The organism is Bacillus sp. SG20033, from assembly GCF_044570195.1.
In the GTDB taxonomy this organism is placed as follows: domain Bacteria; phylum Bacillota; class Bacilli; order Bacillales; family Bacillaceae; genus Bacillus; species Bacillus subtilis.
The window spans coordinates 1717201-1742396 of the sequence record NZ_CP172606.1; the positions used below are offsets into that span (position 1 = coordinate 1717201).

Annotated in this window: 26 protein-coding genes; 25 read left to right on the forward strand and 1 reads right to left on the reverse strand. The window is 44.4% G+C overall.

Annotated features, from left to right (window positions below; translation table 11 throughout):
• Nucleotides 1-2: 2 nt before the first annotated feature.
• The 7 genes from rlmN (at nt 3) to spoVM (ending at nt 6243) form a co-directional block, all read left to right on the forward strand.
• Nucleotides 3-1094: a 23S rRNA (adenine(2503)-C(2))-methyltransferase RlmN gene (gene rlmN / locus ACFVP7_RS09115; RefSeq protein WP_396583163.1), complete on the forward strand. Its 1092-nt coding sequence runs from the start codon at nt 3-5 to the stop codon at nt 1092-1094.
• Nucleotides 1095-1100: 6 nt separating this feature from the next.
• Nucleotides 1101-1865 carry a protein-serine/threonine phosphatase PrpC gene (prpC, locus tag ACFVP7_RS09120; protein ID WP_217017784.1) on the forward strand — a complete coding sequence of 255 codons (765 nt, stop codon included), beginning with the start codon at nt 1101-1103 and terminating at the stop codon, nt 1863-1865.
• A complete protein-coding gene (gene prkC / locus ACFVP7_RS09125; protein ID WP_396583164.1) occupies nt 1859-3805 on the forward strand; it encodes a serine/threonine protein kinase PrkC in 1947 nt (648 codons plus the stop codon). The genes prpC and prkC overlap by 7 nt, the downstream gene beginning before the upstream one ends.
• A 14-nt stretch (nt 3806-3819) precedes the next feature.
• Complete coding sequence (gene rsgA / locus ACFVP7_RS09130) at nt 3820-4716, forward strand: ribosome small subunit-dependent GTPase A (protein ID WP_014476783.1); 897 nt, start codon at nt 3820-3822, stop codon at nt 4714-4716.
• Between the two features lie 4 nt (nt 4717-4720).
• Nucleotides 4721-5374: a ribulose-phosphate 3-epimerase gene (rpe, locus tag ACFVP7_RS09135; RefSeq protein ID WP_003232058.1), complete on the forward strand. Its 654-nt coding sequence runs from the start codon at nt 4721-4723 to the stop codon at nt 5372-5374.
• A 72-nt stretch (nt 5375-5446) separates the two neighbouring features.
• The gene (locus ACFVP7_RS09140; protein ID WP_396583165.1) at nt 5447-6091 is read left to right on the forward strand and encodes a thiamine diphosphokinase; all 645 of its coding nucleotides are present in this window, start codon (nt 5447-5449) and stop codon (nt 6089-6091) included.
• A 71-nt stretch (nt 6092-6162) separates the two neighbouring features.
• Entirely contained in the window at nt 6163-6243 is an 81-nt protein-coding gene (gene spoVM / locus ACFVP7_RS09145; RefSeq protein WP_003221545.1) for a stage V sporulation protein SpoVM, read from the forward strand.
• A gap of 72 nt (nt 6244-6315) precedes the next feature.
• Here spoVM and rpmB read toward each other — a convergent pair whose 3' ends face one another.
• The gene (gene rpmB, locus ACFVP7_RS09150; protein ID WP_003221548.1) at nt 6316-6504 is read right to left on the reverse strand and encodes a 50S ribosomal protein L28; all 189 of its coding nucleotides are present in this window, start codon (nt 6502-6504) and stop codon (nt 6316-6318) included.
• Between the two features lie 276 nt (nt 6505-6780).
• Here rpmB and ACFVP7_RS09155 point away from each other — a divergent pair, with 276 nt between their 5' ends.
• The 18 genes from ACFVP7_RS09155 (at nt 6781) to ACFVP7_RS09240 (ending at nt 25141) form a co-directional block, all read left to right on the forward strand.
• Nucleotides 6781-7143 (forward strand): Asp23/Gls24 family envelope stress response protein, encoded by a 363-nt coding sequence (locus tag ACFVP7_RS09155; RefSeq protein WP_003232054.1) that lies wholly within the window; start codon nt 6781-6783, stop codon nt 7141-7143.
• 15 nt (nt 7144-7158) lie between these two features.
• Nucleotides 7159-8820, forward strand: coding sequence for a DAK2 domain-containing protein (locus ACFVP7_RS09160; RefSeq protein ID WP_396583166.1), 1662 nt, complete (start codon nt 7159-7161; stop codon nt 8818-8820).
• A 138-nt stretch (nt 8821-8958) separates the two neighbouring features.
• On the forward strand, nt 8959-9621 hold the full coding sequence (sdaAB, locus tag ACFVP7_RS09165) for an L-serine ammonia-lyase, iron-sulfur-dependent subunit beta (protein WP_003232050.1): 663 nt from the start codon (nt 8959-8961) through the stop codon (nt 9619-9621).
• A gap of 25 nt (nt 9622-9646) precedes the next feature.
• Complete coding sequence (gene sdaAA / locus ACFVP7_RS09170; RefSeq protein WP_003232049.1) at nt 9647-10549, forward strand: L-serine ammonia-lyase, iron-sulfur-dependent, subunit alpha; 903 nt, start codon at nt 9647-9649, stop codon at nt 10547-10549.
• Nucleotides 10527-12575 carry an ATP-dependent DNA helicase RecG gene (gene recG, locus ACFVP7_RS09175; RefSeq protein WP_029317792.1) on the forward strand — a complete coding sequence of 683 codons (2049 nt, stop codon included), beginning with the start codon at nt 10527-10529 and terminating at the stop codon, nt 12573-12575. Before sdaAA ends, recG begins: the two co-directional genes overlap by 23 nt.
• 108 nt (nt 12576-12683) lie before the next feature.
• Entirely contained in the window at nt 12684-13250 is a 567-nt protein-coding gene (gene fapR / locus ACFVP7_RS09180) for a transcription factor FapR (protein ID WP_003232044.1), read from the forward strand.
• Nucleotides 13251-13263: 13 nt separating this feature from the next.
• Nucleotides 13264-14265: a phosphate acyltransferase PlsX gene (gene plsX / locus ACFVP7_RS09185; RefSeq protein WP_338733744.1), complete on the forward strand. Its 1002-nt coding sequence runs from the start codon at nt 13264-13266 to the stop codon at nt 14263-14265.
• A gap of 18 nt (nt 14266-14283) precedes the next feature.
• Entirely contained in the window at nt 14284-15237 is a 954-nt protein-coding gene (gene fabD, locus ACFVP7_RS09190; protein WP_122894541.1) for an ACP S-malonyltransferase, read from the forward strand.
• A complete protein-coding gene (gene fabG / locus ACFVP7_RS09195) occupies nt 15230-15970 on the forward strand; it encodes a 3-oxoacyl-[acyl-carrier-protein] reductase (RefSeq protein ID WP_003232035.1) in 741 nt (246 codons plus the stop codon). Before fabD ends, fabG begins: the two co-directional genes overlap by 8 nt.
• An 83-nt stretch (nt 15971-16053) precedes the next feature.
• Complete coding sequence (gene acpP / locus ACFVP7_RS09200; protein ID WP_003154310.1) at nt 16054-16287, forward strand: acyl carrier protein; 234 nt, start codon at nt 16054-16056, stop codon at nt 16285-16287.
• A 139-nt stretch (nt 16288-16426) separates the two neighbouring features.
• Nucleotides 16427-17176: a ribonuclease III gene (rncS, locus tag ACFVP7_RS09205; protein WP_003232030.1), complete on the forward strand. Its 750-nt coding sequence runs from the start codon at nt 16427-16429 to the stop codon at nt 17174-17176.
• Nucleotides 17177-17276: 100 nt separating this feature from the next.
• On the forward strand, nt 17277-20837 hold the full coding sequence (gene smc / locus ACFVP7_RS09210) for a chromosome segregation protein SMC (RefSeq protein WP_338733749.1): 3561 nt from the start codon (nt 17277-17279) through the stop codon (nt 20835-20837).
• A 19-nt stretch (nt 20838-20856) separates the two neighbouring features.
• Nucleotides 20857-21846 carry a signal recognition particle-docking protein FtsY gene (gene ftsY / locus ACFVP7_RS09215; RefSeq protein ID WP_338733752.1) on the forward strand — a complete coding sequence of 330 codons (990 nt, stop codon included), beginning with the start codon at nt 20857-20859 and terminating at the stop codon, nt 21844-21846.
• An 84-nt stretch (nt 21847-21930) separates the two neighbouring features.
• Entirely contained in the window at nt 21931-22701 is a 771-nt protein-coding gene (locus ACFVP7_RS09220) for a phosphotransferase family protein (protein WP_144531034.1), read from the forward strand.
• Between the two features lie 130 nt (nt 22702-22831).
• Entirely contained in the window at nt 22832-23164 is a 333-nt protein-coding gene (locus ACFVP7_RS09225; protein ID WP_003238590.1) for a putative DNA-binding protein, read from the forward strand.
• Between the two features lie 13 nt (nt 23165-23177).
• The gene (gene ffh, locus ACFVP7_RS09230; RefSeq protein WP_014113771.1) at nt 23178-24518 is read left to right on the forward strand and encodes a signal recognition particle protein; all 1341 of its coding nucleotides are present in this window, start codon (nt 23178-23180) and stop codon (nt 24516-24518) included.
• A gap of 105 nt (nt 24519-24623) precedes the next feature.
• Nucleotides 24624-24896 carry a 30S ribosomal protein S16 gene (gene rpsP, locus ACFVP7_RS09235; RefSeq protein ID WP_003220815.1) on the forward strand — a complete coding sequence of 91 codons (273 nt, stop codon included), beginning with the start codon at nt 24624-24626 and terminating at the stop codon, nt 24894-24896.
• Nucleotides 24896-25141, forward strand: coding sequence for a KH domain-containing protein (locus tag ACFVP7_RS09240; protein ID WP_014476792.1), 246 nt, complete (start codon nt 24896-24898; stop codon nt 25139-25141). Before rpsP ends, ACFVP7_RS09240 begins: the two co-directional genes overlap by 1 nt.
• Nucleotides 25142-25196 lie beyond the last annotated feature (55 nt).

The following is a 25196-nucleotide window of genomic DNA, read 5'->3' on the forward strand; positions in this document are numbered from 1 at the left end:
CAATGGCAGAACTTAATAAAACAAAAGTAAGAAAAGAATTGCGGACAGAGCGTCCGTCTATTTATTCTTTTGAATTAGATGAAATCAAACAATGGCTGACAGATAATGGAGAGAAATCGTTCCGTGCAGCCCAGATCTTTGAATGGCTATATGAAAAACGCGTATCTTCTTTTGAAGATATGACAAACCTCTCAAAGGATCTGCGTGAGAAATTAAACACTCACTTTGTGTTAACAACGCTGAAAACGGCTGTTAAACAAACCTCTCAAGACGGTACGATGAAATTTTTGTTTGAGCTTCATGACGGTTATACCATCGAAACCGTTTTAATGAGACACGAGTATGGCAATTCTGTATGTGTAACGACACAAGTCGGCTGCCGTATTGGCTGCACATTCTGCGCGTCAACGCTTGGAGGCTTAAAACGAAACCTTGAAGCAGGGGAAATTGTCGCTCAAGTAGTCAAAGTGCAAAAAGCTCTTGATGAAACGGATGAACGCGTCAGCTCTGTCGTGATCATGGGAATCGGTGAACCTTTTGATAACTTTAACGAAATGCTCGCTTTCTTGAAAATCATTAACCATGACAAGGGCCTGAATATCGGTGCTCGCCATATTACGGTCTCTACGAGTGGAATCATCCCGAAAATTTACGAATTTGCTGATCAGCAAATGCAGATTAACTTTGCAATTTCTCTGCACGCGCCGAACACAGAAATCAGAAGCCGTTTGATGCCGATTAACAGAGCATATAAACTGCCTGATCTAATGGAAGCCGTTAAATATTATATTAATAAAACGGGACGCCGGATCAGTTTTGAATACGGGCTGTTCGGAGGCGTAAACGACCAGGTGGAACACGCCGAAGAGCTTGCCGACTTGCTGGAAGGAGTCAAATGCCACGTGAACTTGATTCCGGTAAACTACGTGCCTGAACGGGACTATGTGCGCACACCGCGTGATCAGATTTTTGCTTTTGAAAAAACGCTGAAATCCCGCGGAGTAAATGTCACAATCCGAAGAGAGCAAGGACATGACATTGACGCAGCCTGCGGTCAGCTTCGCGCGAAGGAGCGTCAAGACGAGACGAGGTGATGAGGGTTGTTAACAGCCTTAAAAACAGATACAGGAAAAATCCGCCAGCATAATGAAGATGATGCGGGGATATTCAAGGGGAAAGATGAATTTGTATTAGCGGTTGTCGCTGATGGCATGGGCGGCCATCTTGCTGGAGATGTTGCGAGCAAGATGGCTGTGAAAGCCATGGGGGAGAAATGGAATGAAGCAGAGACAATTCCAACTGCGCCCTCGGATTGTGAAAAATGGCTCATAGAACAGATTCTTTCGGTAAACAGCAAAATATACGATCACGCTCAAGCCCACGAAGAATGCCAAGGCATGGGGACGACGATTGTATGTGCACTTTTTACGGGGAAAACGGTTTCTGTTGCCCATATCGGAGACAGCAGATGCTATTTGCTTCAAGACGATGATTTCGTTCAAGTGACAGAAGACCATTCGCTTGTAAATGAACTGGTTCGCACTGGAGAGATCTCCAGAGAAGACGCTGAACATCATCCGCGAAAAAATGTGTTGACGAAGGCGCTTGGAACAGACCAGTCAGTCAGCATTGACACCCGTTCCTTTGATATAGAACCCGGAGACAAACTGCTTCTATGTTCTGACGGACTGACGAATAAAGTGGAAGGCACTGAGTTAAAAGACATCCTGCAAAGCGATTCAGCTCCTCAGGAAAAAGTAAACCTGCTTGTGGACAAAGCCAATCAGAATGGCGGAGAAGACAACATAACAGCAGTTTTGCTTGAGCTTGCTTTACAAGTTGAAGAGGGTGAAGATCAGTGCTAATCGGCAAGCGGATCAGCGGGCGTTACCAAATTCTCCGCGTTATAGGCGGCGGGGGAATGGCCAACGTGTATTTAGCTGAGGATATCATTCTAGACCGTGAAGTCGCAATTAAAATCCTGCGGTTTGACTATGCAAATGACAATGAATTTATCAGACGTTTCCGCAGAGAAGCCCAATCCGCATCAAGCCTCGATCACCCGAATATTGTCAGCATTTACGATTTGGGCGAGGAAGATGATATTTATTATATTGTCATGGAATACGTTGAAGGCATGACGCTTAAAGAATACATAACAGCAAATGGGCCGCTTCACCCTAAAGAAGCGCTGAACATCATGGAGCAAATTGTCTCAGCCATCGCTCATGCCCATCAAAACCAGATTGTTCACAGAGACATCAAGCCGCATAACATTTTGATTGATCATATGGGAAATATCAAAGTAACGGATTTTGGAATTGCGATGGCACTAAGTTCGACCACAATCACCCATACCAATTCAGTTCTGGGCTCGGTCCATTACTTATCACCTGAACAGGCCCGGGGCGGCTTAGCCACAAAAAAATCGGATATTTATGCGCTTGGAATCGTTCTATTTGAGCTTTTAACCGGCCGTATTCCGTTTGATGGAGAGTCAGCAGTCAGCATCGCCTTGAAGCATCTTCAAGCGGAAACTCCTTCGGCAAAAAGGTGGAATCCATCGGTCCCCCAAAGCGTTGAAAACATTATACTCAAGGCAACTGCCAAAGATCCTTTTCATCGCTACGAAACGGCTGAAGACATGGAAGCAGACATAAAAACAGCTTTTGATGCCGACAGAATCAATGAAAAGAGATTTACGGTTCAAGAAGATGAAGAAATGACAAAAGCGATACCTATCATTAAAGATGAAGAACTCGCTAAAGCTGCTGGCGAAAAAGAAGCTGAAGTGACAACCGCACAAGAAAACAAAACAAAGAAGAACGGCAAAAGAAAAAAGTGGCCGTGGGTTTTGCTCACGATATGCCTCGTTTTTATCACAGCTGGAATTCTTGCTGTCACTGTTTTTCCGTCGCTTTTCATGCCTAAGGATGTCAAAATACCTGATGTCTCCGGAATGGAATACGAAAAAGCCGCAGGGCTCTTGGAAAAAGAAGGTTTACAGGTTGATTCCGAGGTGTTGGAAATCTCAGATGAAAAAATTGAAGAGGGCCTGATGGTAAAAACGGATCCTAAAGCGGATACCACAGTCAAAGAAGGCGCCACGGTCACCCTTTATAAGAGCACCGGAAAAGCAAAAACGGAGATCGGTGATGTGACAGGCCAAACGGTCGACCAGGCAAAAAAAGCGTTGAAGGACCAAGGGTTTAAACATGTAACGGTAAATGAAGTGAATGACGAGAAAAACGCGGGAACTGTCATTGACCAAAATCCTTCAGCAGGGACTGAGCTTGTCCCGAGTGAAGATCAAGTCAAACTTACAGTCAGTATCGGACCCGAAGACATTACACTTAGAGACTTGAAAACCTACAGTAAAGAAGCAGCGTCTGGATATCTGGAAGACAACGGATTGAAGCTTGTAGAAAAAGAAGCATACTCAGATGATGTTCCAGAAGGACAGGTTGTCAAACAAAAACCAGCAGCAGGTACGGCAGTAAAGCCGGGAAACGAAATTGAAGTGACATTCTCTCTCGGACCAGAGAAAAAACCTGCGAAAACAGTGAAAGAAAAGGTCAAGATCCCCTATGAACCAGAAAATGAAGGGGACGAGCTTCAAGTGCAAATCGCGGTTGACGATGCTGATCACAGCATCTCTGACACTTACGAAGAATTTAAGATAAAAGAGCCGACTGAACGAACGATCGAACTAAAGATTGAACCCGGCCAAAAAGGGTACTATCAAGTAATGGTAAACAATAAAGTTGTCAGCTACAAAACCATTGAGTATCCGAAAGATGAATAACAAGGAGGGAAAATATGCCTGAGGGCAAAATTATTAAGGCGCTAAGCGGCTTTTACTATGTACTGGATGAATCAGAGGATTCAGATAAAGTAATACAATGCAGAGGAAGAGGCATTTTCAGAAAAAACAAAATTACCCCTCTTGTCGGTGATTACGTTGTGTATCAAGCTGAAAATGACAAAGAAGGATATTTAATGGAAATTAAAGAAAGAACCAACGAGCTTATCAGGCCGCCAATTTGCAACGTTGATCAAGCGGTCCTGGTTTTCTCAGCGGTTCAGCCTTCTTTCAGCACGGCATTGCTCGACCGCTTCCTGGTTCTCGTTGAGGCCAATGATATTCAGCCGATTATATGCATTACTAAAATGGATCTGATTGAAGATCAAGATACAGAAGATACGATACAAGCCTATGCAGAGGACTATCGGAATATTGGTTATGACGTATACCTTACCTCCTCTAAGGACCAAGACAGTTTAGCGGACATCATCCCGCATTTTCAGGATAAAACAACGGTATTTGCCGGTCAGTCCGGTGTTGGGAAATCCTCGCTTCTCAACGCGATCAGTCCGGAGCTCGGATTGAGAACAAACGAGATTTCAGAGCATTTGGGCCGCGGGAAACACACAACCCGCCACGTGGAGCTGATTCACACGTCCGGAGGTTTGGTTGCAGATACACCGGGATTCAGCTCGCTTGAATTTACAGACATTGAGGAAGAAGAGCTGGGCTATACCTTCCCTGATATCAGAGAAAAAAGCGCTTCATGCAAATTTAGAGGCTGTTTACATCTGAAAGAGCCGAAATGTGCGGTGAAACAAGCTGTTGAAGACGGGGAATTAAAGCAGTATCGCTATGACCATTATGTTGAATTTATGACGGAGATTAAAGACAGAAAGCCGAGGTATTAGCATAATGATAAAGGTTGCACCATCTATTCTTTCCGCTGATTTTGCCGCTTTAGGCAATGAGATTAAAGATGTAGAAAAAGGCGGAGCCGATTGTATTCATATTGATGTTATGGACGGCCATTTTGTCCCGAATATCACAATCGGTCCGCTGATTGTAGAAGCAGTCCGGCCGGTAACGGATCTGCCGCTCGATGTCCATTTAATGATAGAAGAGCCGGATCGTTATATCCCGGCTTTTGCGAAAGCAGGCGCAGATATCCTGTCTGTGCATGCTGAGGCATGTCCGCACCTGCACCGTACCATCCAGCTCATTAAAGAGCAAGGAGTGAAGGCCGGAGTAGTTCTAAACCCGCATACCCCTGTACAAGTCATCGAGCATGTTTTCGACGATCTCGATCTTGTTCTTTTAATGACGGTGAACCCGGGCTTCGGCGGGCAGAAATTTATTCATTCAGTCCTTCCTAAAATAAAAGAGGTTAAGCGAATGGCGGATGAAAAAGGAAAAAAAGATCTGTTAATTGAAGTAGACGGCGGCGTCAACAAAGAAACCGCTCCGCTCGTCATTGAAGCGGGCGCAAATTTACTCGTTGCCGGTTCAGCTGTTTATGGCCAGTCTGACCGCAAAAAAGCAATTTCTGAAATCAGAGGAAGTAAATAAGCAGCTTTAGAAAAGAGCTGGGCATACAATAGCCTAAGCTCTTTTTCCTGTATGCAGAGAAAGGAATCAGAGATGAAAACAATTAATATCGTTGCGGGAGGCCCGAAAAATCTCATTCCCGATCTAACCAGCTATACGGAGGAACACACGCTTTGGATCGGGGTTGACAAAGGCACCGTCACTCTCTTAGATGCCGGGATCATTCCTGTTGAAGCCTTCGGAGATTTTGACAGCATAACAGAGCAAGAACGCCGGCGAATAGAAATAGCAGCTCCCGCCCTTCATGTGTATCAAGCAGAAAAAGATCAAACAGATTTAGACCTCGCCCTTGATTGGGCGCTGGAAAAGCAGCCGGATATTATTCAGATTTTCGGCATTACAGGCGGCAGAGCTGATCATTTTTTAGGAAACATTCAGCTTCTGTATAGAGGTGTAAAAACGAACATAAAAATTAGGCTGATAGACAAACAAAATCATATTCAAATGTTCCCTCCTGGTGAATATGATATTGAGAAGGATGAAAATAAGCGATATATCTCCTTCATACCGTTTTCCGAAGACATACATGAGCTGACCCTGACCGGTTTTAAATATCCTCTAAATAATTGTCATATTACGCTCGGTTCAACACTATGTATTAGTAACGAACTCATTCATTCACGAGGTACTTTTTCGTTTGCAAAAGGCATATTAATAATGATAAGAAGCACGGATTAAGCATGTGCTTTCATTCAATTGCTGAAAACAATGAACAAGGCGGTTACGGGACGTTATAGGAGGGGACAAAAATGAAATTTTACACCATTAAATTGCCGAAGTTTTTAGGAGGAATTGTCCGGGCGATGCTGGGCTCATTTAGAAAAGATTAATGCCCAGGGGTTCAAAGCCCTCTTTCACCACATAAAAACGCCTGCCACATATCGGGGCAGGCGTTCATTTTGTTATACACGCTCAACTTTACCGGATTTCAAAGCTCGAGCAGATACATATACTTTTTTAGGTTTTCCGTTCACAAGGATACGAACCTTTTGAAGATTCGCGCCCCAAGTGCGCTTAGAAGCGTTCATTGCGTGAGAACGGTTATTCCCAGCTGTTGTTTTTTTACCTGTGATAACGCATTTACGTGCCATTTGTTTCCCTCCTCACTTGCACAAAACATCTACTTTTTAACATTCATATAATCTTAGATGCTTTCGATATGGATACTTTAAATAATTTACCACAGCTAAAAAACGTTTGCAACTATTGTTTCATCATCTTTCAAGAAAATTCACTTGACATCTTGCGGAAACAGCAGCGCTATAGTATATGTAGAGGTACGGCCAGCGATTATTGCCTGGTCTTTTCATAATGGAAACCATATAGTAGAATAGCTGTAACTCTATGCATTCGAAGGAGGAACTAGTGTGTCCATTGAATTAAGAACGAAGTACGGACAGATTGATATATCTAATGAAGTCATCGCGATGGTTGCAGGAGGCGCGGCGGTTGACTGTTACGGCATTGTCGGCATGGCCTCTAAAAACCAGATTAAAGACGGACTGACTGAAATCCTTCGGAAAGAGAATTTCAGCAGGGGTGTCCAAGTTCGCCAAGAAGGAGAACAGATACATATCGACATGTATATCATTGTCAGCTACGGCACGAAAATTTCTGAAGTGGCACATAATGTCCAAACAAAAGTAAAGTACACAGTAAATCAAACCATCGGACTGGCAGTGGATTCTGTCAATATTTATGTCCAAGGCGTACGAGTGACGAACCCGTAGTTAGGAGGAGTAGGATTGTCTATCAGAACATTAAACGGCAGAACCTTTGCCGAGATGATTCTTGCGGGAGCGCAGAATCTGTCTCAAAACGCCAGTGCAGTTGATGCACTGAACGTGTTTCCGGTGCCGGACGGTGATACGGGAACAAATATGAACCTGTCGATGACTTCCGGAGCAAGAGAAGTTGAACAAATGGATACGGATGATATCGGGAAGGTGGGTTCCGCGTTATCTAAAGGGCTGCTCATGGGAGCACGCGGAAATTCAGGAGTTATCCTATCCCAATTGTTCCGCGGATTTAGCAAAAGCATTGAAACGAAAAAAGAAATTAATGCACTTGAGTTTGCCGCTGCGCTGCAAGCAGGTGTGGACATGGCGTATAAAGCTGTCATGAAACCTGTAGAGGGCACCATTTTAACAGTTGCAAAAGACGCTGCAAAAAAAGCGATGATCTTAGCAGAAAAAGAAACCGATATCACTGCGCTGATGATTGCAGTGACAGAAGAAGCAGAGGCGTCTTTAAACCGCACCCCTGAATTGCTACCTGTCCTAAAGGAAGTAGGAGTTGTCGATAGCGGGGGCAAAGGCCTGCTTTGTGTGTATGAAGGTTTCCTTGCTTCATTAAAAGGTGAAACTGTACCTCAGAAAGCAGTTCTTCCGTCACTTGACGACATGGTCAGCGCGGAGCATCACAAGAGCGCGCAAAGCATGATGAATACCGAAGATATTGAATTTGGATTCTGTACCGAAGTAATGGTTAGGCTTGATCAGACAAAAAGAGAGTTCGACGAAGGTACGTTCAGGCAAGACCTCAGCCAGTTCGGAGATTCTCTGCTTGTGATTGCGGATGAATCGCTGGCGAAGGTTCATATTCATGCTGAAGAGCCGGGAAACGTGTTAAACTACGCCCAGCATTACGGTGAATTGATCAAAATAAAAATAGAAAATATGAGAGAACAGCATACCTCTATCATCAGTCAAGAAAGCAAACCTGCAGACAACGAAACACCGCCGGCAAAACAGCCGTATGGCATTGTGACTGTAGCGATGGGAGAAGGAATTTCAGACCTATTCAAAAGCATTGGCGCTTCTGTTGTGATTGAAGGCGGCCAGACCATGAACCCAAGCACTGAGGATATTGTTGAGGCCGTGAAGTCTGTAAATGCAGATACGGTATTTATCCTGCCGAATAACTCCAACATTATCATGGCTGCTAACCAAGCGGCCAGCGTAGTGGATGAACAGGTTTTTGTCATTCCTGCTAAAACGGTTCCGCAAGGGATGTCAGCCCTGCTGGCTTTTAACCCGGATCAAGAAGCTGAAGCGAACGAGGCCAATATGCTAAGCGCCATTCAGCAAGTAAAAAGCGGACAGGTGACGTTCTCAGTCAGAGATACTCATATTGACGGTAAAGATATTAAAAAAGGCGACTTTATGGGCATTCTGAATGGAACGATTATCGGCACTTCTGAAAATCAGCTGTCAGCCGCGAAAATGCTGCTGTCAGAAATGATCGGAGAAGATGATGAAATCGTGACCATTCTATATGGTGAGGATGCGTCTCAGGAAGAAGCTGAGCAGCTTGAAGCGTTTCTCAGTGAAAAGTACGAGGAGATTGAGGTTGAGATCCACAATGGGAAACAGCCTCTGTATTCGTATATAGTTTCTGCAGAATAGAAGGGCAATTTGCCCTTCTATTCTTATGTCTGCTTTTAAGTGCGGCAGCGCTGTAACGCGCCCGCTTGCCATTTTATATCTGATCAATTAGTCTAGAAGCAAAGCGCTAATAAGCTCTGGTTCATAAGGAGGAATAGCATGAAATACAGAAGCGTTTTTGATATTATCGGCCCGGTTATGATCGGTCCGTCCAGCTCTCATACAGCGGGAGCTGCCAGAATCGGGAGAGTGGCCAGAAGTTTATTTGGAAGAGAGCCTGAGCGCATCATTGTATCTTTTTACGGCTCGTTTGCGGAAACGTATAAGGGCCACGGCACAGATGTCGCGATTATCGGCGGATTGCTTGATTTTGATACATTCGATGAACGGATTAAAACCGCTATACAAATTGCAGAAGCTAAAGGAATTGATATAGAGTTTCGGGTAGAAGACGCAGTCCCGGTCCATCCGAACACAGCAAAAATCACCATTTCTGATGAAAAGGGTGAGCTGGAACTGACAGGTATTTCGATTGGCGGAGGAAAGATTGAAATCACAGAATTGAATGGTTTTGAGCTCCGGCTGTCAGGAAATCATCCGGCCATATTAGTTGTTCATAATGACAAGTTTGGCACAATTGCCGGTGTTGCCAATGTTCTGGCTAAATTTTCAATCAACGTAGGACATATGGAAGTAGCCCGGAAAGATATCGGCCAGCTTGCGCTGATGACAATAGAGGTCGATCAAAATATTGACGACCACATTCTCGACGAGCTGTCGAAGCTGCCGAATATTATTCAAGTGACAAAGATTGCTGACTAGCGAAAAGGGTCAGGAGGAGCCAGTTATGTTTCGTAATGTAAAAGAATTAATTGAGATTACTAAAGAAAAACAAATATTGATCTCTGATGTGATGATAGCTCAAGAGATGGAAGTAACAGAAAAAACAAAAGAGGACATTTTTCAGCAGATGGATCATAACCTGTCTGTTATGGAAGCGGCGGTTCAGAAAGGACTCGAGGGAGTTACGAGCCAAACGGGCTTAACAGGCGGAGATGCCGTTAAATTGCAGGCCTATATTCGATCAGGAAAAAGCCTGTCTGGCCCGCTGATTTTAGATGCTGTATCGAAAGCCGTTGCAACAAATGAAGTAAATGCAGCAATGGGAACCATCTGTGCGACACCGACTGCAGGTTCTGCAGGTGTGGTGCCCGGTACGTTATTTGCTGTAAAAGAAAAGCTGAATCCAACAAGAGAACAAATGATCCGCTTTTTGTTTACGGCCGGGGCTTTCGGATTTGTCGTGGCTAATAACGCAAGCATTTCCGGCGCCGCCGGAGGATGTCAGGCAGAGGTTGGATCAGCTTCAGGCATGGCGGCTGCGGCCATTGTTGAAATGGCAGGAGGAACACCCGAACAAAGCGCGGAGGCCATGGCCATTACATTAAAAAATATGCTAGGCCTCGTGTGTGACCCTGTTGCAGGGCTTGTTGAGGTGCCTTGCGTGAAACGGAATGCGATGGGCGCGTCAAATGCGATGATTGCCGCTGATATGGCATTGGCGGGCATTACAAGCCGCATTCCATGTGATGAGGTTATCGATGCCATGTATAAAATAGGCCAAACGATGCCAACTGCACTTAGAGAAACAGGCCAGGGCGGTTTAGCGGCAACACCGACAGGAAGAGAATTAGAGAAAAAAATTTTCGGAGGAGCGCTAGGTTCACGTGAAACAACATCAGCAAACTAGTATAGCTAACATTAAGGGTATTGGGCCGGAAACAGAAAAAACATTACACGAACTCGGTATTTATGACATTTCTGATCTTCTGAATTATTTCCCTTATCGCTATGATGACTACGAGCTGAGGGATTTAGAAGAAGTAAAGCATGATGAAAGAGTCACAGTCGAAGGGAAGGTTCATTCAGAGCCTTCTCTTACCTATTACGGAAAAAAACGAAACAGGCTGACATTCAGGCTTCTGGTCGGCCACTATTTAATCACAGCCGTATGTTTTAACCGGCCTTATTTGAAGAAGAAGCTTTCGCTCGGCTCTGTGGTGACGGTTTCAGGTAAATGGGACAAGCACCGCCAAACCATCTCTGTTCAGGAGTTGAAAAACGGGCCGCATCAAGAAGACAAAAGTATTGAACCAGTGTATTCTGTGAAAGAAAATGTTACCGTCAAAATGATGAGGCGCTTTATTCAGCAGGCGCTGACCCAATATGCAGACTCACTTCCTGATCCTCTTCCGGAAAAGCTAAGAAAAAGCTATAAACTGCCTGACTATTATCAAGCGTTAAAAGCAATGCACCAGCCTGAAACAAGGGAAGCATTAAAGCTTGCCAGACGGCGGTTTGTTTATGAAGAATTTTTGTTGTTTCAGTTGAAAATGCAGGCGTTCCGAAAGGCGGAAAGAGAGCAGACACAAGGGATACGGCAGCGTTTTTCAAACGAAGAACTCATGAGATTTATCAAAAGCCTCCCGTTTCCCCTCACAAACGCCCAGTCACGCGTTCTTCGCGAAATAACAGCAGACATGTCTTCTCCATACAGAATGAACCGCCTTCTTCAAGGGGACGTTGGATCAGGAAAAACGGCAGTTGCCGCCATTGCACTGTATGCCGCGATCCTATCCGGATACCAAGGAGCGCTCATGGTGCCGACAGAAATTCTGGCCGAGCAGCATGCTGATTCGCTCGTTTCGCTATTTGAAAAATGGGACGTCAGCGTTGCTCTTTTGACAAGCTCTGTTAAAGGGAAGCGGCGAAAAGAACTGCTTGAGCGTCTTGCGGCGGGTGAGATTGATATTCTTGTAGGAACACACGCTTTAATCCAAGACGAGGTGGAGTTTAAGGCGCTGAGTCTCGTTATTACTGATGAACAGCACAGATTTGGAGTTGAGCAGCGCAAAAAGCTTCGGAACAAAGGGCAGGATCCCGATGTTCTCTTTATGACAGCCACTCCAATCCCAAGAACATTAGCGATCACAGTGTTCGGTGAAATGGATGTATCTGTCATTGATGAGATGCCGGCTGGACGAAAGCGAATTGAAACCTATTGGGTAAAACATGACATGCTGGATCGTATTTTGGCATTTGTCGAAAAAGAATTAAAGCAAGGCAGGCAGGCTTATATCATCTGTCCGCTGATTGAAGAATCAGACAAGCTTGATGTGCAAAACGCCATTGACGTGTACAATATGCTTTCTGATATTTTTCGGGGAAAATGGAATGTCGGCCTTATGCATGGAAAGCTGCATTCCGATGAAAAAGACCAGGTCATGAGAGAATTCAGCGCAAATCACTGTCAAATTCTCGTATCAACCACTGTTGTGGAGGTTGGCGTGAATGTTCCGAATGCAACGATTATGGTGATTTATGACGCCGACCGTTTCGGACTATCACAGCTTCACCAGCTGCGCGGCCGTGTTGGACGGGGTGAGCATCAATCTTTCTGTATTCTGATGGCTGATCCAAAATCAGAAACAGGGAAAGAACGGATGAGGATCATGTCGGAGACCAATGACGGTTTCGAGCTGTCTGAAAAGGATCTGGAACTGAGAGGTCCCGGTGATTTCTTCGGAAAAAAACAAAGCGGAATGCCGGAATTTAAAGTGGCGGACATGGTTCATGATTACAGAGCGCTTGAAACGGCAAGGCAGGATGCTGCGAATCTTGTGGCTTCTGACGCGTTCTGGAAGGAGCCGGAATACGCTGTGTTAAGAGATGAATTGCTGAAGAGCGGAGTAATGGACGGGGAAAAATTAAGCTGAGTATCAGAAGTTTTTGGTGTTCAGCCAGAAACAATCGTTGCATTCCAATCTATGAAATTATATACTACTATTAGTACCTAGTCTTAATTGTCCGGATGGTGTTTAGATATGAGAAGAAATAAGAGAGAACGCCAGGAATTACTTCAGCAGACGATTCAAGCAACCCCCTTTATTACAGATGAAGAATTAGCGGGTAAATTCGGGGTGAGCATCCAGACGATACGTTTGGACCGCTTAGAGCTTTCCATACCTGAACTGAGAGAAAGAATTAAGAACGTGGCAGAGAAAACACTTGAGGACGAAGTGAAGTCTCTGTCACTTGATGAAGTTATCGGAGAAATTATTGACCTTGAGCTGGATGATCAGGCGATATCCATTTTAGAAATAAAACAGGAGCACGTGTTCAGCCGGAATCAGATTGCGAGAGGACACCATTTATTTGCACAGGCGAATTCTTTGGCCGTTGCAGTCATTGATGACGAGCTGGCGCTGACTGCAAGTGCAGACATCCGCTTTACAAGACAGGTAAAGCAGGGTGAACGTGTCGTAGCAAAAGCGAAAGTGACGGCTGTCGAAAAAGAAAAAGGAAGAACGGTTGTCGAAGTGAACAGCTACGTTGGCGAAGAAATTGTTTTTTCTGGACGCTTTGACATGTATCGTTCAAAACATTCATAAAGGTGGAGCATGCATGAGAATTTCTGTAGATGCAATGGGAGGAGACCACGCTCCCAAAGCTGTTATTGACGGAGTTATAAAAGGTATAGAGGCATTTGATGATCTCCATATCACACTTGTCGGTGACAAAACAACGATAGAATCACATTTAACAACTACATCAGATCGCATCACGGTGCTGCACGCAGATGAAGTGATTGAGCCTACGGATGAACCGGTCCGTGCCGTGCGAAGAAAAAAGAACTCATCTATGGTTCTTATGGCGCAGGAGGTTGCGGAAAACAGAGCTGACGCCTGCATTTCAGCAGGAAATACCGGTGCATTAATGACAGCCGGTCTCTTTATTGTCGGAAGAATTAAAGGAATTGACCGTCCGGCGCTTGCCCCGACACTTCCGACTGTTTCGGGAGACGGATTTCTTCTCCTTGATGTCGGCGCCAATGTCGATGCCAAACCGGAGCACCTCGTTCAATATGCCATCATGGGTTCTGTTTATTCTCAGCAAGTGCGCGGTGTCACTTCACCGAGAGTCGGACTTTTAAATGTCGGAACAGAAGATAAAAAAGGAAACGAACTGACGAAGCAGACGTTTCAAATTTTAAAAGAAACAGCAAACATCAATTTTATCGGAAACGTGGAAGCGCGAGACCTTTTAGATGATGTGGCGGACGTTGTAGTAACAGACGGCTTTACCGGGAATGTTACACTCAAAACGCTGGAAGGCTCTGCGTTGTCTATTTTTAAAATGATGAGAGACGTAATGACGTCTACTTTGACATCCAAGCTTGCAGCAGCTGTGCTGAAGCCAAAATTGAAAGAAATGAAAATGAAAATGGAGTATTCGAATTATGGAGGAGCAAGTCTTTTTGGCTTAAAAGCGCCTGTGATCAAGGCGCACGGCTCTTCAGATTCAAATGCTGTATTCCATGCGATTCGGCAAGCAAGAGAGATGGTCAGCCAAAATGTGGCTGCGCTCATTCAGGAAGAAGTGAAAGAAGAAAAAACAGATGAGTAGTCTGGAGGTTTTTACATCATGAGTAAGATTGCATTTTTATTCCCGGGTCAGGGATCACAATTTATCGGCATGGGAAAAGAGCTTTATGAGCAGGTGCCTGCTGCAAAGCGTCTGTTTGATGAAGCCGATGAAACGTTGGAAACAAAACTCAGCTCGCTTATTTTTGAGGGGGATGCTGAAGAATTAACACTTACATACAATGCGCAGCCTGCTTTGCTTACGACAAGCATCGCTGTTCTTGAGAAATTTAAAGAATCTGGCATTACACCTGATTTCACAGCAGGACACAGCCTTGGTGAATATTCTGCACTGGTTGCGGCTGGCGCTCTGTCTTTCAAAGATGCTGTTTATACCGTCAGAAAGCGCGGAGAGTTTATGAATGAAGCGGTGCCGGCTGGCGAAGGAGCAATGGCTGCGATTCTCGGCATGGATGCTGAAGCATTAAAGCGAGTAACCGATAAAGTCACAGAGGAAGGCAACCTTGTACAGCTTGCGAATCTCAACTGTCCTGGCCAAATCGTCATTTCCGGAACAGCTAAAGGGGTCGAGCTTGCATCTGAACTGGCAAAAGAGAACGGCGCAAAACGCGCAATTCCGCTTGAAGTAAGCGGTCCGTTCCATTCTGAACTGATGAAACCGGCTGCTGAAAAGCTGAAAGAGGTATTGGACGCCTGTGACATAAAAGACGCTGACGTTCCGGTCATCTCAAATGTTTCTGCTGACGTGATGACTGAAAAAGCAGATATCAAAGAAAAACTTATTGAGCAGCTTTACTCTCCGGTTCGTTTTGAGGAAAGCATTAACAAGCTGATCGCAGAGGGTGTTACGACTTTTATTGAAATCGGTCCCGGAAAAGTGCTTTCAGGCCTTGTGAAAAAAGTAAATAGACGGTTAAAAACAATTGCTGTATCAGATCCGGAAACGATCGAGCTGGCAATTCAAACGCTTAAGGAGGAGAATGATAATGCTTAATGATAAAACGGCTATTGTCACTGGCGCATCCCGCGGAATCGGCCGCTCAATCGCCCTTGATCTGGCAAAAAGCGGCGCAAATGTTGTCGTGAACTACTCCGGCAATGAAGCGAAAGCAAATGAAGTGGTAGATGAAATTAAATCAATGGGCAGAAAAGCAATTGCTGTCAAAGCGGATGTATCAAATCCCGAAGATGTACAAAACATGATAAAAGAAACATTGTCTGTTTTTTCTACGATTGACATTCTGGTTAATAATGCGGGAATTACAAGAGACAATCTCATCATGAGAATGAAAGAAGACGAATGGGATGACGTCATTAACATTAACCTGAAGGGTGTTTTCAACTGCACGAAAGCTGTTACAAGACAAATGATGAAACAGCGTTCAGGCCGCATTATTAACGTATCGTCTATCGTCGGCGTCAGCGGAAACCCTGGACAAGCCAACTACGTGGCTGCAAAAGCCGGCGTCATCGGTTTAACCAAGTCTTCTGCTAAAGAGCTCGCCAGCCGAAATATTACGGTAAACGCAATAGCGCCAGGATTTATCTCAACTGATATGACAGATAAACTTGCAAAAGACGTTCAAGACGAAATGCTGAAACAAATTCCGCTCGCGCGCTTTGGTGAACCTAGCGATGTCAGCAGTGTTGTCACGTTCCTAGCTTCAGAGGGAGCCCGTTATATGACAGGCCAAACGCTTCATATTGACGGCGGAATGGTGATGTAAGTTTTTTCTCGAAAATTTCATCGTAGTTTCTCTAGTTTTTTAAAAACGAATCCACTATAATACTTGAGGGGAGGTGAATTGCTATGGCAGACACATTAGAGCGTGTAACGAAAATCATCGTAGATCGCCTTGGCGTTGATGAAGCAGACGTCAAACTTGAAGCTTCTTTCAAGGAAGACTTAGGTGCTGATTCCCTAGATGTAGTTGAGCTTGTTATGGAACTTGAAGACGAGTTTGATATGGAGATTTCTGACGAAGATGCTGAAAAGATTGCAACAGTCGGCGACGCTGTGAACTACATACAAAACCAGCAATAAGCTGATGCTAAAAGTCCCGCCGAAACGCGGGGCTTTAGCCCTTTATTCGTGCAGTTATTACAGCATGCCGCTTTTACGCGCGCTGTATCCGGTTTAGTCAGAGAAGCGCGGTGAACCTGATGTGCCTATGGAGGTTACTATGTCAAAACACTCACATTATAAAGATAAAAAAAAGTTCTATAAAAAAGTAGAACAATTTAAAGAGTTTCAAGAACGGATTTCGGTTCACTTTCAAAATGAAAAGCTTTTGTATCAAGCATTTACACATTCATCTTATGTGAATGAGCATCGGAAAAAGCCGTATGAAGATAATGAAAGGCTTGAATTTTTAGGTGACGCTGTTTTGGAACTGACGATCTCCAGATTCTTATTTGCCAAATACCCGGCTATGAGTGAAGGAGATTTGACGAAATTGAGAGCCGCAATTGTTTGCGAACCGTCTCTCGTTTCATTGGCTCACGAGCTGTCATTCGGCGATCTTGTCCTGTTGGGTAAAGGCGAGGAAATGACAGGCGGAAGAAAGCGTCCTGCTCTATTGGCGGATGTTTTTGAGGCATTTATCGGAGCCTTGTATCTTGACCAAGGATTAGAGCCGGTCGAAAGTTTCTTAAAAGTTTATGTGTTCCCTAAAATTAACGATGGTGCTTTTTCTCATGTGATGGATTTCAAAAGCCAGCTGCAGGAATACGTGCAGCGGGACGGCAAAGGCTCTCTGGAGTATAAAATCTCCAACGAAAAAGGACCTGCGCACAACCGTGAATTTGAAGCCATCGTATCTCTAAAAGGTGAACCACTCGGAGTCGGAAACGGCCGTTCAAAGAAAGAAGCCGAACAGCACGCTGCTCAGGAAGCTTTAGCTAAATTGCAAAAACACCATACGAAACAATAAAATCCCCCTTATGACTCAGGGGGATTTCAGTATGTATGCCGTCTTATTTCACCAATGTTTATGATAGAATTGAAATACTTATTACATAAGGAGGATCGCTATGTTCCTCAAACGTTTAGACGTTATAGGATTTAAATCATTTGCAGAACGGATTTCCGTAGACTTCGTTAAAGGCGTGACAGCAGTTGTCGGGCCGAACGGAAGCGGAAAAAGCAACATCACGGATGCCATTCGCTGGGTTCTCGGCGAACAATCGGCACGCTCTCTTCGCGGCGGAAAAATGGAAGACATCATTTTTGCCGGGAGTGATTCAAGAAAGCGATTAAATCTAGCTGAAGTTACGCTTACTCTTGATAATGATGATCATTTCTTGCCAATTGACTTCCACGAGGTGAGTGTCACAAGACGTGTGTACAGATCAGGTGAGAGTGAGTTTCTGATTAACAATCAGCCGTGTCGGTTAAAAGATATTATTGATTTATTTATGGACTCTGGCCTTGGTAAAGAAGCATTTTCTATTATCAGCCAAGGGAAAGTGGAAGAGATCCTTAGCAGCAAAGCGGAGGATCGCCGCAGTATCTTTGAAGAAGCTGCCGGGGTGCTTAAATATAAAACGAGAAAGAAAAAAGCAGAAAATAAACTGTTTGAGACACAGGACAATCTAAATCGGGTAGAAGATATATTACATGAGCTTGAAGGACAGGTTGAACCTCTTAAAATTCAAGCTTCAATAGCGAAAGACTACCTTGAGAAAAAGAAAGAGCTGGAGCATGTTGAAATTGCGCTGACTGCCTATGATATCGAAGAGCTGCATGGTAAATGGTCGACTCTTAAAGAGAAAGTGCAGATGGCAAAAGAAGAAGAGCTTGCTGAATCGTCTGCTATTTCTGCGAAAGAAGCAAAGATTGAGGATACAAGGGACAAAATACAAGCGCTTGATGAGTCAGTAAATGAGCTCCAGCAAGTTTTACTGGTAACTAGTGAAGAGCTGGAAAAGCTTGAAGGCCGTAAAGAAGTCCTGAAAGAACGAAAGAAAAACGCTGTGCAAAACCAAGAACAGCTTGAAGAAGCCATCGTTCAGTTCCAGCAAAAAGAAACGGTTCTGAAAGAAGAGCTTTCGAAGCAGGAAGCTGTCTTCGAAACGCTTCAGGCTGAGGTGAAGCAGTTAAGGGCGCAAGTAAAAGAAAAACAGCAGGCTCTCAGTCTTCACAATGAAAATGTCGAAGAGAAAATCGAGCAGCTGAAAAGTGATTATTTTGAGCTGTTAAACAGCCAGGCTTCGATACGCAACGAACTCCAGCTTCTTGATGACCAGATGTCCCAATCCGCTGTCACATTGCAGAGACTCTCGGACAACAATGAAAAGCACCTGCAGGAACGGCGTGATATTTCTGCGCGTAAAGCCGCATGTGAAACGGAATTTGCCCGAATTGAGCAGGAGATTCACAGTCAAGTCGGTGCATATCGAGATATGCAGACAAAATATGAGCAGAAAAAGCGCCAATACGAAAAAAATGAATCCGCTCTGTATCAGGCATACCAATACGTTCAGCAAGCGAGATCAAAAAAGGACATGCTTGAGACGATGCAGGGAGATTTTTCCGGCTTTTATCAAGGTGTTAAAGAAGTGCTAAAAGCGAAAGAGCGCCTTGGTGGAATTCGCGGAGCGGTTCTTGAGCTGATTTCTACAGAACAGAAGTATGAAACGGCCATTGAAATAGCGCTCGGCGCTTCTGCTCAGCATGTCGTGACCGACGATGAACAATCTGCCCGAAAAGCGATTCAATATTTAAAGCAGAATTCCTTCGGCCGGGCGACGTTTCTGCCTCTTTCTGTTATTAGAGACCGCCAGCTTCAAAGCCGTGACGCGGAAACAGCCGCCCGGCATTCATCATTTCTCGGGGTTGCCAGTGAACTTGTCACATTTGATCCTGCGTATCGAAGCGTCATCCAGAATCTTCTTGGAACCGTTCTGATCACAGAGGACTTAAAGGGTGCAAACGAGCTTGCGAAGCTTCTCGGGCACCGGTACCGCATCGTAACCCTTGAGGGAGATGTTGTGAACCCCGGTGGTTCAATGACGGGCGGCGCGGTTAAAAAGAAAAATAACTCCCTCCTTGGAAGAAGCCGGGAGCTAGAAGATGTGACGAAACGGCTCGCTGAAATGGAAGAGAAAACAGCACTGCTTGAACAAGAGGTCAAAACCCTTAAGCAATCCATTCAGGATATGGAGAAAAAACTGGCTGACTTAAGAGAAACCGGGGAAGGCTTAAGGTTAAAGCAGCAGGATGTGAAAGGCCAGCTGTACGAACTTCAAGTTGCCGAGAAAAATATCAATACCCATTTAGAGCTCTATGACCAAGAAAAATCTGCTCTGTCTGAAAGCGATGAAGAGAAAAAAGCGCGCAAACGCAAGCTTGAAGAAGAGCTCTCTGCCGTATCTGAAAAGATGAAACAGCTTGAAGAGGACATAGACAAACTGACAAAACAAAAACAAACGCAATCCTCAACGAAAGAGTCTCTCTCCAACGAGCTGACTGAGCTGAAGATCGCTGCGGCCAAAAAAGAGCAGGCTTGCAAGGGGGAAGAGGACAACCTTGCCAGATTAAAGAAAGAGCTCACTGAAACAGAGCTTGCGTTAAAAGAAGCAAAAGAAGACTTAAGCTTCTTAACGTCAGAGATGTCATCTAGCACCAGCGGCGAAGAAAAGCTGGAAGAAGCAGCAAAACATAAATTGAATGACAAAACGAAAACGATCGAACTGATTGCATTAAGGCGCGATCAGCGCATCAAGCTTCAGCATGGGCTTGATACGTATGAGCGTGAGCTGAAAGAAATGAAACGCCTGTATAAACAAAAAACAACGCTCTTAAAAGACGAAGAAGTCAAACTCGGACGAATGGAAGTCGAGCTTGATAATTTACTCCAATACTTACGGGAGGAATACAGCTTGTCCTTTGAGGGGGCAAAAGAGAAATATCAGCTTGAAACTGATCCAGAGGAAGCCAGAAAGCGTGTGAAGCTGATTAAACTCGCAATTGAAGAGCTGGGTACCGTGAACCTCGGAAGCATAGATGAGTTTGAGAGGGTCAACGAACGGTACAAGTTTCTGTCGGAACAAAAAGAAGATTTAACAGAAGCGAAAAATACCTTGTTCCAAGTGATTGAAGAAATGGATGAAGAAATGACGAAGCGCTTTAACGACACATTCGTCCAAATCCGCTCACACTTTGATCAAGTTTTCCGCTCCTTATTCGGAGGAGGGCGAGCTGAACTGAGGCTCACCGATCCTAACGATCTGCTTCATTCAGGAGTCGAGATTATCGCTCAGCCGCCGGGGAAAAAGCTGCAAAACTTAAATCTCCTGTCAGGCGGAGAGCGTGCGCTTACTGCTATAGCGCTCTTATTCTCAATCCTAAAGGTTCGTCCAGTGCCGTTTTGCGTCCTTGACGAAGTAGAGGCTGCGCTCGACGAAGCGAATGTGTTCCGATTTGCGCAGTATTTAAAAAAATACAGCAGTGATACCCAGTTTATTGTGATTACACACAGAAAAGGAACGATGGAGGAAGCGGATGTGCTTTATGGCGTAACCATGCAGGAATCCGGTGTTTCCAAGGTAATCTCCGTTAAGCTGGAAGAAACAAAAGAATTCGTTCAGTAACGAGGAAAGAGGTTAAAAGATGAGCTTTTTTAAAAAATTAAAAGAGAAAATCACAAAACAGACAGATTCCGTATCTGAAAAGTTTAAGGATGGCCTTGAAAAAACAAGAAACTCCTTTCAAAACAAAGTGAATGATCTTGTATCCCGTTACCGTAAAGTGGATGAGGATTTCTTCGAAGAGCTTGAAGAGGTTCTTATCAGCGCGGATGTCGGTTTTACAACCGTTATGGAATTAATAGATGAGCTGAAAAAAGAAGTCAAACGCAGAAATATTCAAGATCCAAAGGAAGTCCAGTCAGTGATTTCTGAGAAACTGGTCGAGATTTATAACAGCGGAGATGAGCAAATTTCAGAACTGAACATCAAGGATGGGCGTTTAAACGTAATCCTTCTGGTAGGTGTAAACGGTGTCGGGAAAACAACAACGATCGGAAAGCTTGCTCATAAAATGAAACAAGAAGGAAAATCTGTCGTACTTGCCGCCGGAGACACTTTCAGAGCGGGAGCCATTGAACAGCTGGAAGTATGGGGAGAGCGTACAGGAGTGCCTGTCATTAAGCAGACGCCCGGAAGCGATCCGGCAGCTGTCATCTACGATGCTGTTCATGCTGCGAAAGCAAGAAATGCCGATGTATTAATTTGTGATACGGCAGGGCGTCTCCAAAACAAAGTAAATCTCATGAAAGAGCTTGAAAAAGTAAAACGTGTTATCGAAAGAGAAGTTCCTGAAGCTCCGCATGAGGTGCTGCTTGCCCTTGATGCCACGACCGGCCAAAATGCAATGGCTCAGGCAAAAGAATTCTCTAAAGCAACAAATGTTACCGGCATTGCTTTAACGAAGCTTGACGGTACGGCAAAAGGCGGTATCGTCCTTGCGATTCGCAACGAGCTTCACATCCCGGTTAAACTAGTCGGTTTAGGAGAAAAAGTTGATGACCTTCAGGAATTTGATCCAGAATCCTATGTGTACGGACTCTTTTCAGATTTAGTGGAAAAAGCCGACGATTAATGAATAAAAAGCGAGTATAAAATGGACAGTTTTATACTCGTTTTTTTATACGCATTGATATATCGGAATGGAGGGTGCAGATTGTTGGACAAATGGCTGAAAGCTGAATTGGAAAGAAAGATCGGCGCAATAAAACATATGTCGCTGTTGGATGAACAGGGAGGCACTTCAACCGTTCGAAAAATAGTGACAAGCCAAGGCGCATTTCTGTTGAAAAGCTCTTCTCAACAGAGGTATCGGGAATGGTTAAGGAGAGAAGCCCTTGTTTTACAAAAGCTTTCCGAAACTCATCGTCTGCCTGTCCCTGTTTATTATGGGTTTATCCAGCAACAGCATTCCAGCCATATCGTCATGTCGTTTGAAGATGGAATTACACTGACTTCTGCTTTAAGGAAAGCAAAGGGGGATACTGAAAAGAAAAAGCTGATCAAAAGCTTCGGCCAGTTTCTCAAGCGTCTGCATGAAACCGAACTTGCCCCTGATTTACAGCCGGAAATAGATTGGCTCGATCTGCAAATCAAACGAGCCGGTGAATATGTCGAAAAAGGACAAGCTGAAGGCAGCGCAGGGCTTTTGAAGGAATTGGACGAGCACAGGCCTGTTCCTGTTCAGCAGACAATGATTCACGGTGACTGCACAACTGATAATGTGCTGGTGAAAGACGGAGAGGTCTATCTGTTTATTGATGCTGCGGGAATATCGGCGGGAGACCCGCGATATGATGAATCATTAGCGATCAGAAATTTTGTCACAAATGAAGCATTTCTCAATGCTTTTTACGAAGGCTATTGTCGCTATCGAGTATCTAAACAAGAATTTGAGTATTTTAACGGCGGTCTATATGAATTTTTCTGAAAAAACCGAATGAATTTATTATGCAAAAAGAGCAGCATGCTTTGACAAGATAAAAACTTGACAGTGTCAATAAAACCGTGTAAACTAAGTTATCGTAAAGGGATTTGACTTAACAAAGGGGAGAGCTCAAATGTCACTCGAAAAGACAACGAGAATGAATTATCTGTTTGATTTTTATCAGTCGTTGTTGACGTCAAAACAGAAGAGCTATATGTCGCTTTATTATTTGGACGATTTCTCCCTAGGCGAAATAGCCGAAGAATATGAGGTTTCAAGACAAGCTGTTTATGATAACATCAAACGAACAGAAGCGATGCTTGAACAATATGAAGAAAAGCTGCTCCTTTTAAAAAAGTTTCAGGAGCGTAAAGAGATGTTTAATAAGCTGAAGGAGCTTGCTTCCGGTTCAAAAGAAGAGGAAGAAATTACAGCTCTGATTGAAGCGCTTGAGAAATTAGATTAGGAGGCGGCAAACTATGGCATTTGAAGGATTAGCCGACCGACTGCAGCAGACGATTTCTAAAATCCGCGGAAAAGGGAAAGTCAGCGAACAAGATGTAAAAGATATGATGCGTGAGGTTCGTCTTGCGCTGCTTGAGGCTGACGTTAACTTTAAAGTAGTCAAAGATTTTGTCAAAAAAGTAAGTGAACGCGCTGTAGGCCAAGACGTCATGAAAAGTCTGACGCCCGGCCAGCAGGTCATTAAAGTTGTTAAAGAGGAACTGACTGAGCTGATGGGCGGCGAAGAGAGCAAAATCGCCGTCGCAAAAAGGCCGCCGACTGTTATTATGATGGTCGGTCTCCAAGGTGCCGGTAAAACGACAACAAGCGGTAAGCTTGCGAATCTGCTGCGCAAAAAGCATAATCGCAAACCGATGCTGGTTGCTGCCGATATTTACCGCCCAGCCGCAATTAAGCAGCTGGAAACACTCGGCAAACAGCTTGATATGCCTGTTTTCTCTCTTGGCGATCAGGTCAGTCCTGTAGAAATAGCTAAACAGGCTATTGAGAAAGCCAAGGAAGAACATTATGACTACGTCATTTTGGATACGGCAGGGCGCTTGCATATCGACCATGAACTGATGGATGAACTGACCAACGTCAAAGAAATCGCGAATCCGGAAGAAATTTTCCTGGTTGTCGATTCAATGACCGGTCAGGACGCTGTGAATGTTGCCAAAAGCTTTAATGAACAGCTCGGTTTAACCGGTGTTGTGTTAACTAAGCTGGATGGAGACACACGCGGCGGGGCTGCGCTTTCTATTCGCGCTGTTACAAACACGCCAATTAAGTTCGCAGGTTTGGGCGAAAAGCTTGATGCGTTAGAGCCGTTCCATCCTGAACGTATGGCATCAAGGATTCTCGGCATGGGCGACGTGCTGACATTGATTGAAAAAGCACAGGCCAGCGTTGATGAAGACAAAGCCAAAGAGCTGGAACAAAAAATGAGAACGATGAGCTTCACATTGGACGATTTTCTGGAGCAGCTCGGGCAAGTCAGAAACATGGGGCCGCTTGATGAGCTTCTGCAAATGATGCCGGGTGCAGGTAAAATGAAGGGCCTGAAAAACATCCAAGTTGATGAAAAACAGCTGAATCATGTGGAAGCAATCATCAAATCAATGACTGTTCTTGAAAAAGAACAGCCGGATATTATCAATGCCAGCCGGCGGAAGCGGATTGCAAAAGGAAGCGGGACATCCGTACAGGAAGTCAACCGTCTGCTTAAGCAGTTTGATGAAATGAAAAAAATGATGAAGCAGATGACAAACATGTCAAAAGGCAAGAAAAAAGGGTTTAAGCTACCTTTTATGTAATCGGTTATACATGATAAAACCGTTGTTAAGAAAAAACACTTTACAAACACTTTTATCATTGTTAATATACTATCTTGTTGAAATATTTTCGGAGGTGCTAGTAAAATGGCAGTAAAAATTCGTTTAAAACGTATGGGAGCAAAAAAATCTCCTTTCTATCGTATTGTTGTAGCAGATTCTCGTTCACCACGTGACGGCCGTTTCATCGAAACAGTCGGAACTTACAACCCGGTTGCAAAACCAGCGGAAGTAAAAATTGACGAAGAGCTTGCTCTTAAATGGCTTCAAACTGGAGCGAAACCATCTGATACAGTTCGCAACTTGTTCTCTAGCCAAGGAATCATGGAAAAATTCCACAACGCTAAACAAGGCAAGTAATGACTGATCAACACTTGGAAGATTTGATTGTCCACATTGTGACGCCGCTTGTTGATCATCCAGATGACATTCGCGTCATAAGAGAAGAAACCGATCAAAAGATTGCGCTGCGCTTATCTGTCCATAAGTCAGATACCGGTAAAGTTATCGGAAAGCAAGGCCGGACTGCAAAAGCGATTCGAACAGCTGTATTTGCAGCTGGCGCACAGTCTTCTAAGAAAGTTCAATTTGAAATATTTGACTAAAAGGGAGAGGGCCGGCACCTCCCCTTTTTTTACACGCAAAAAAAGGGTAAACTGA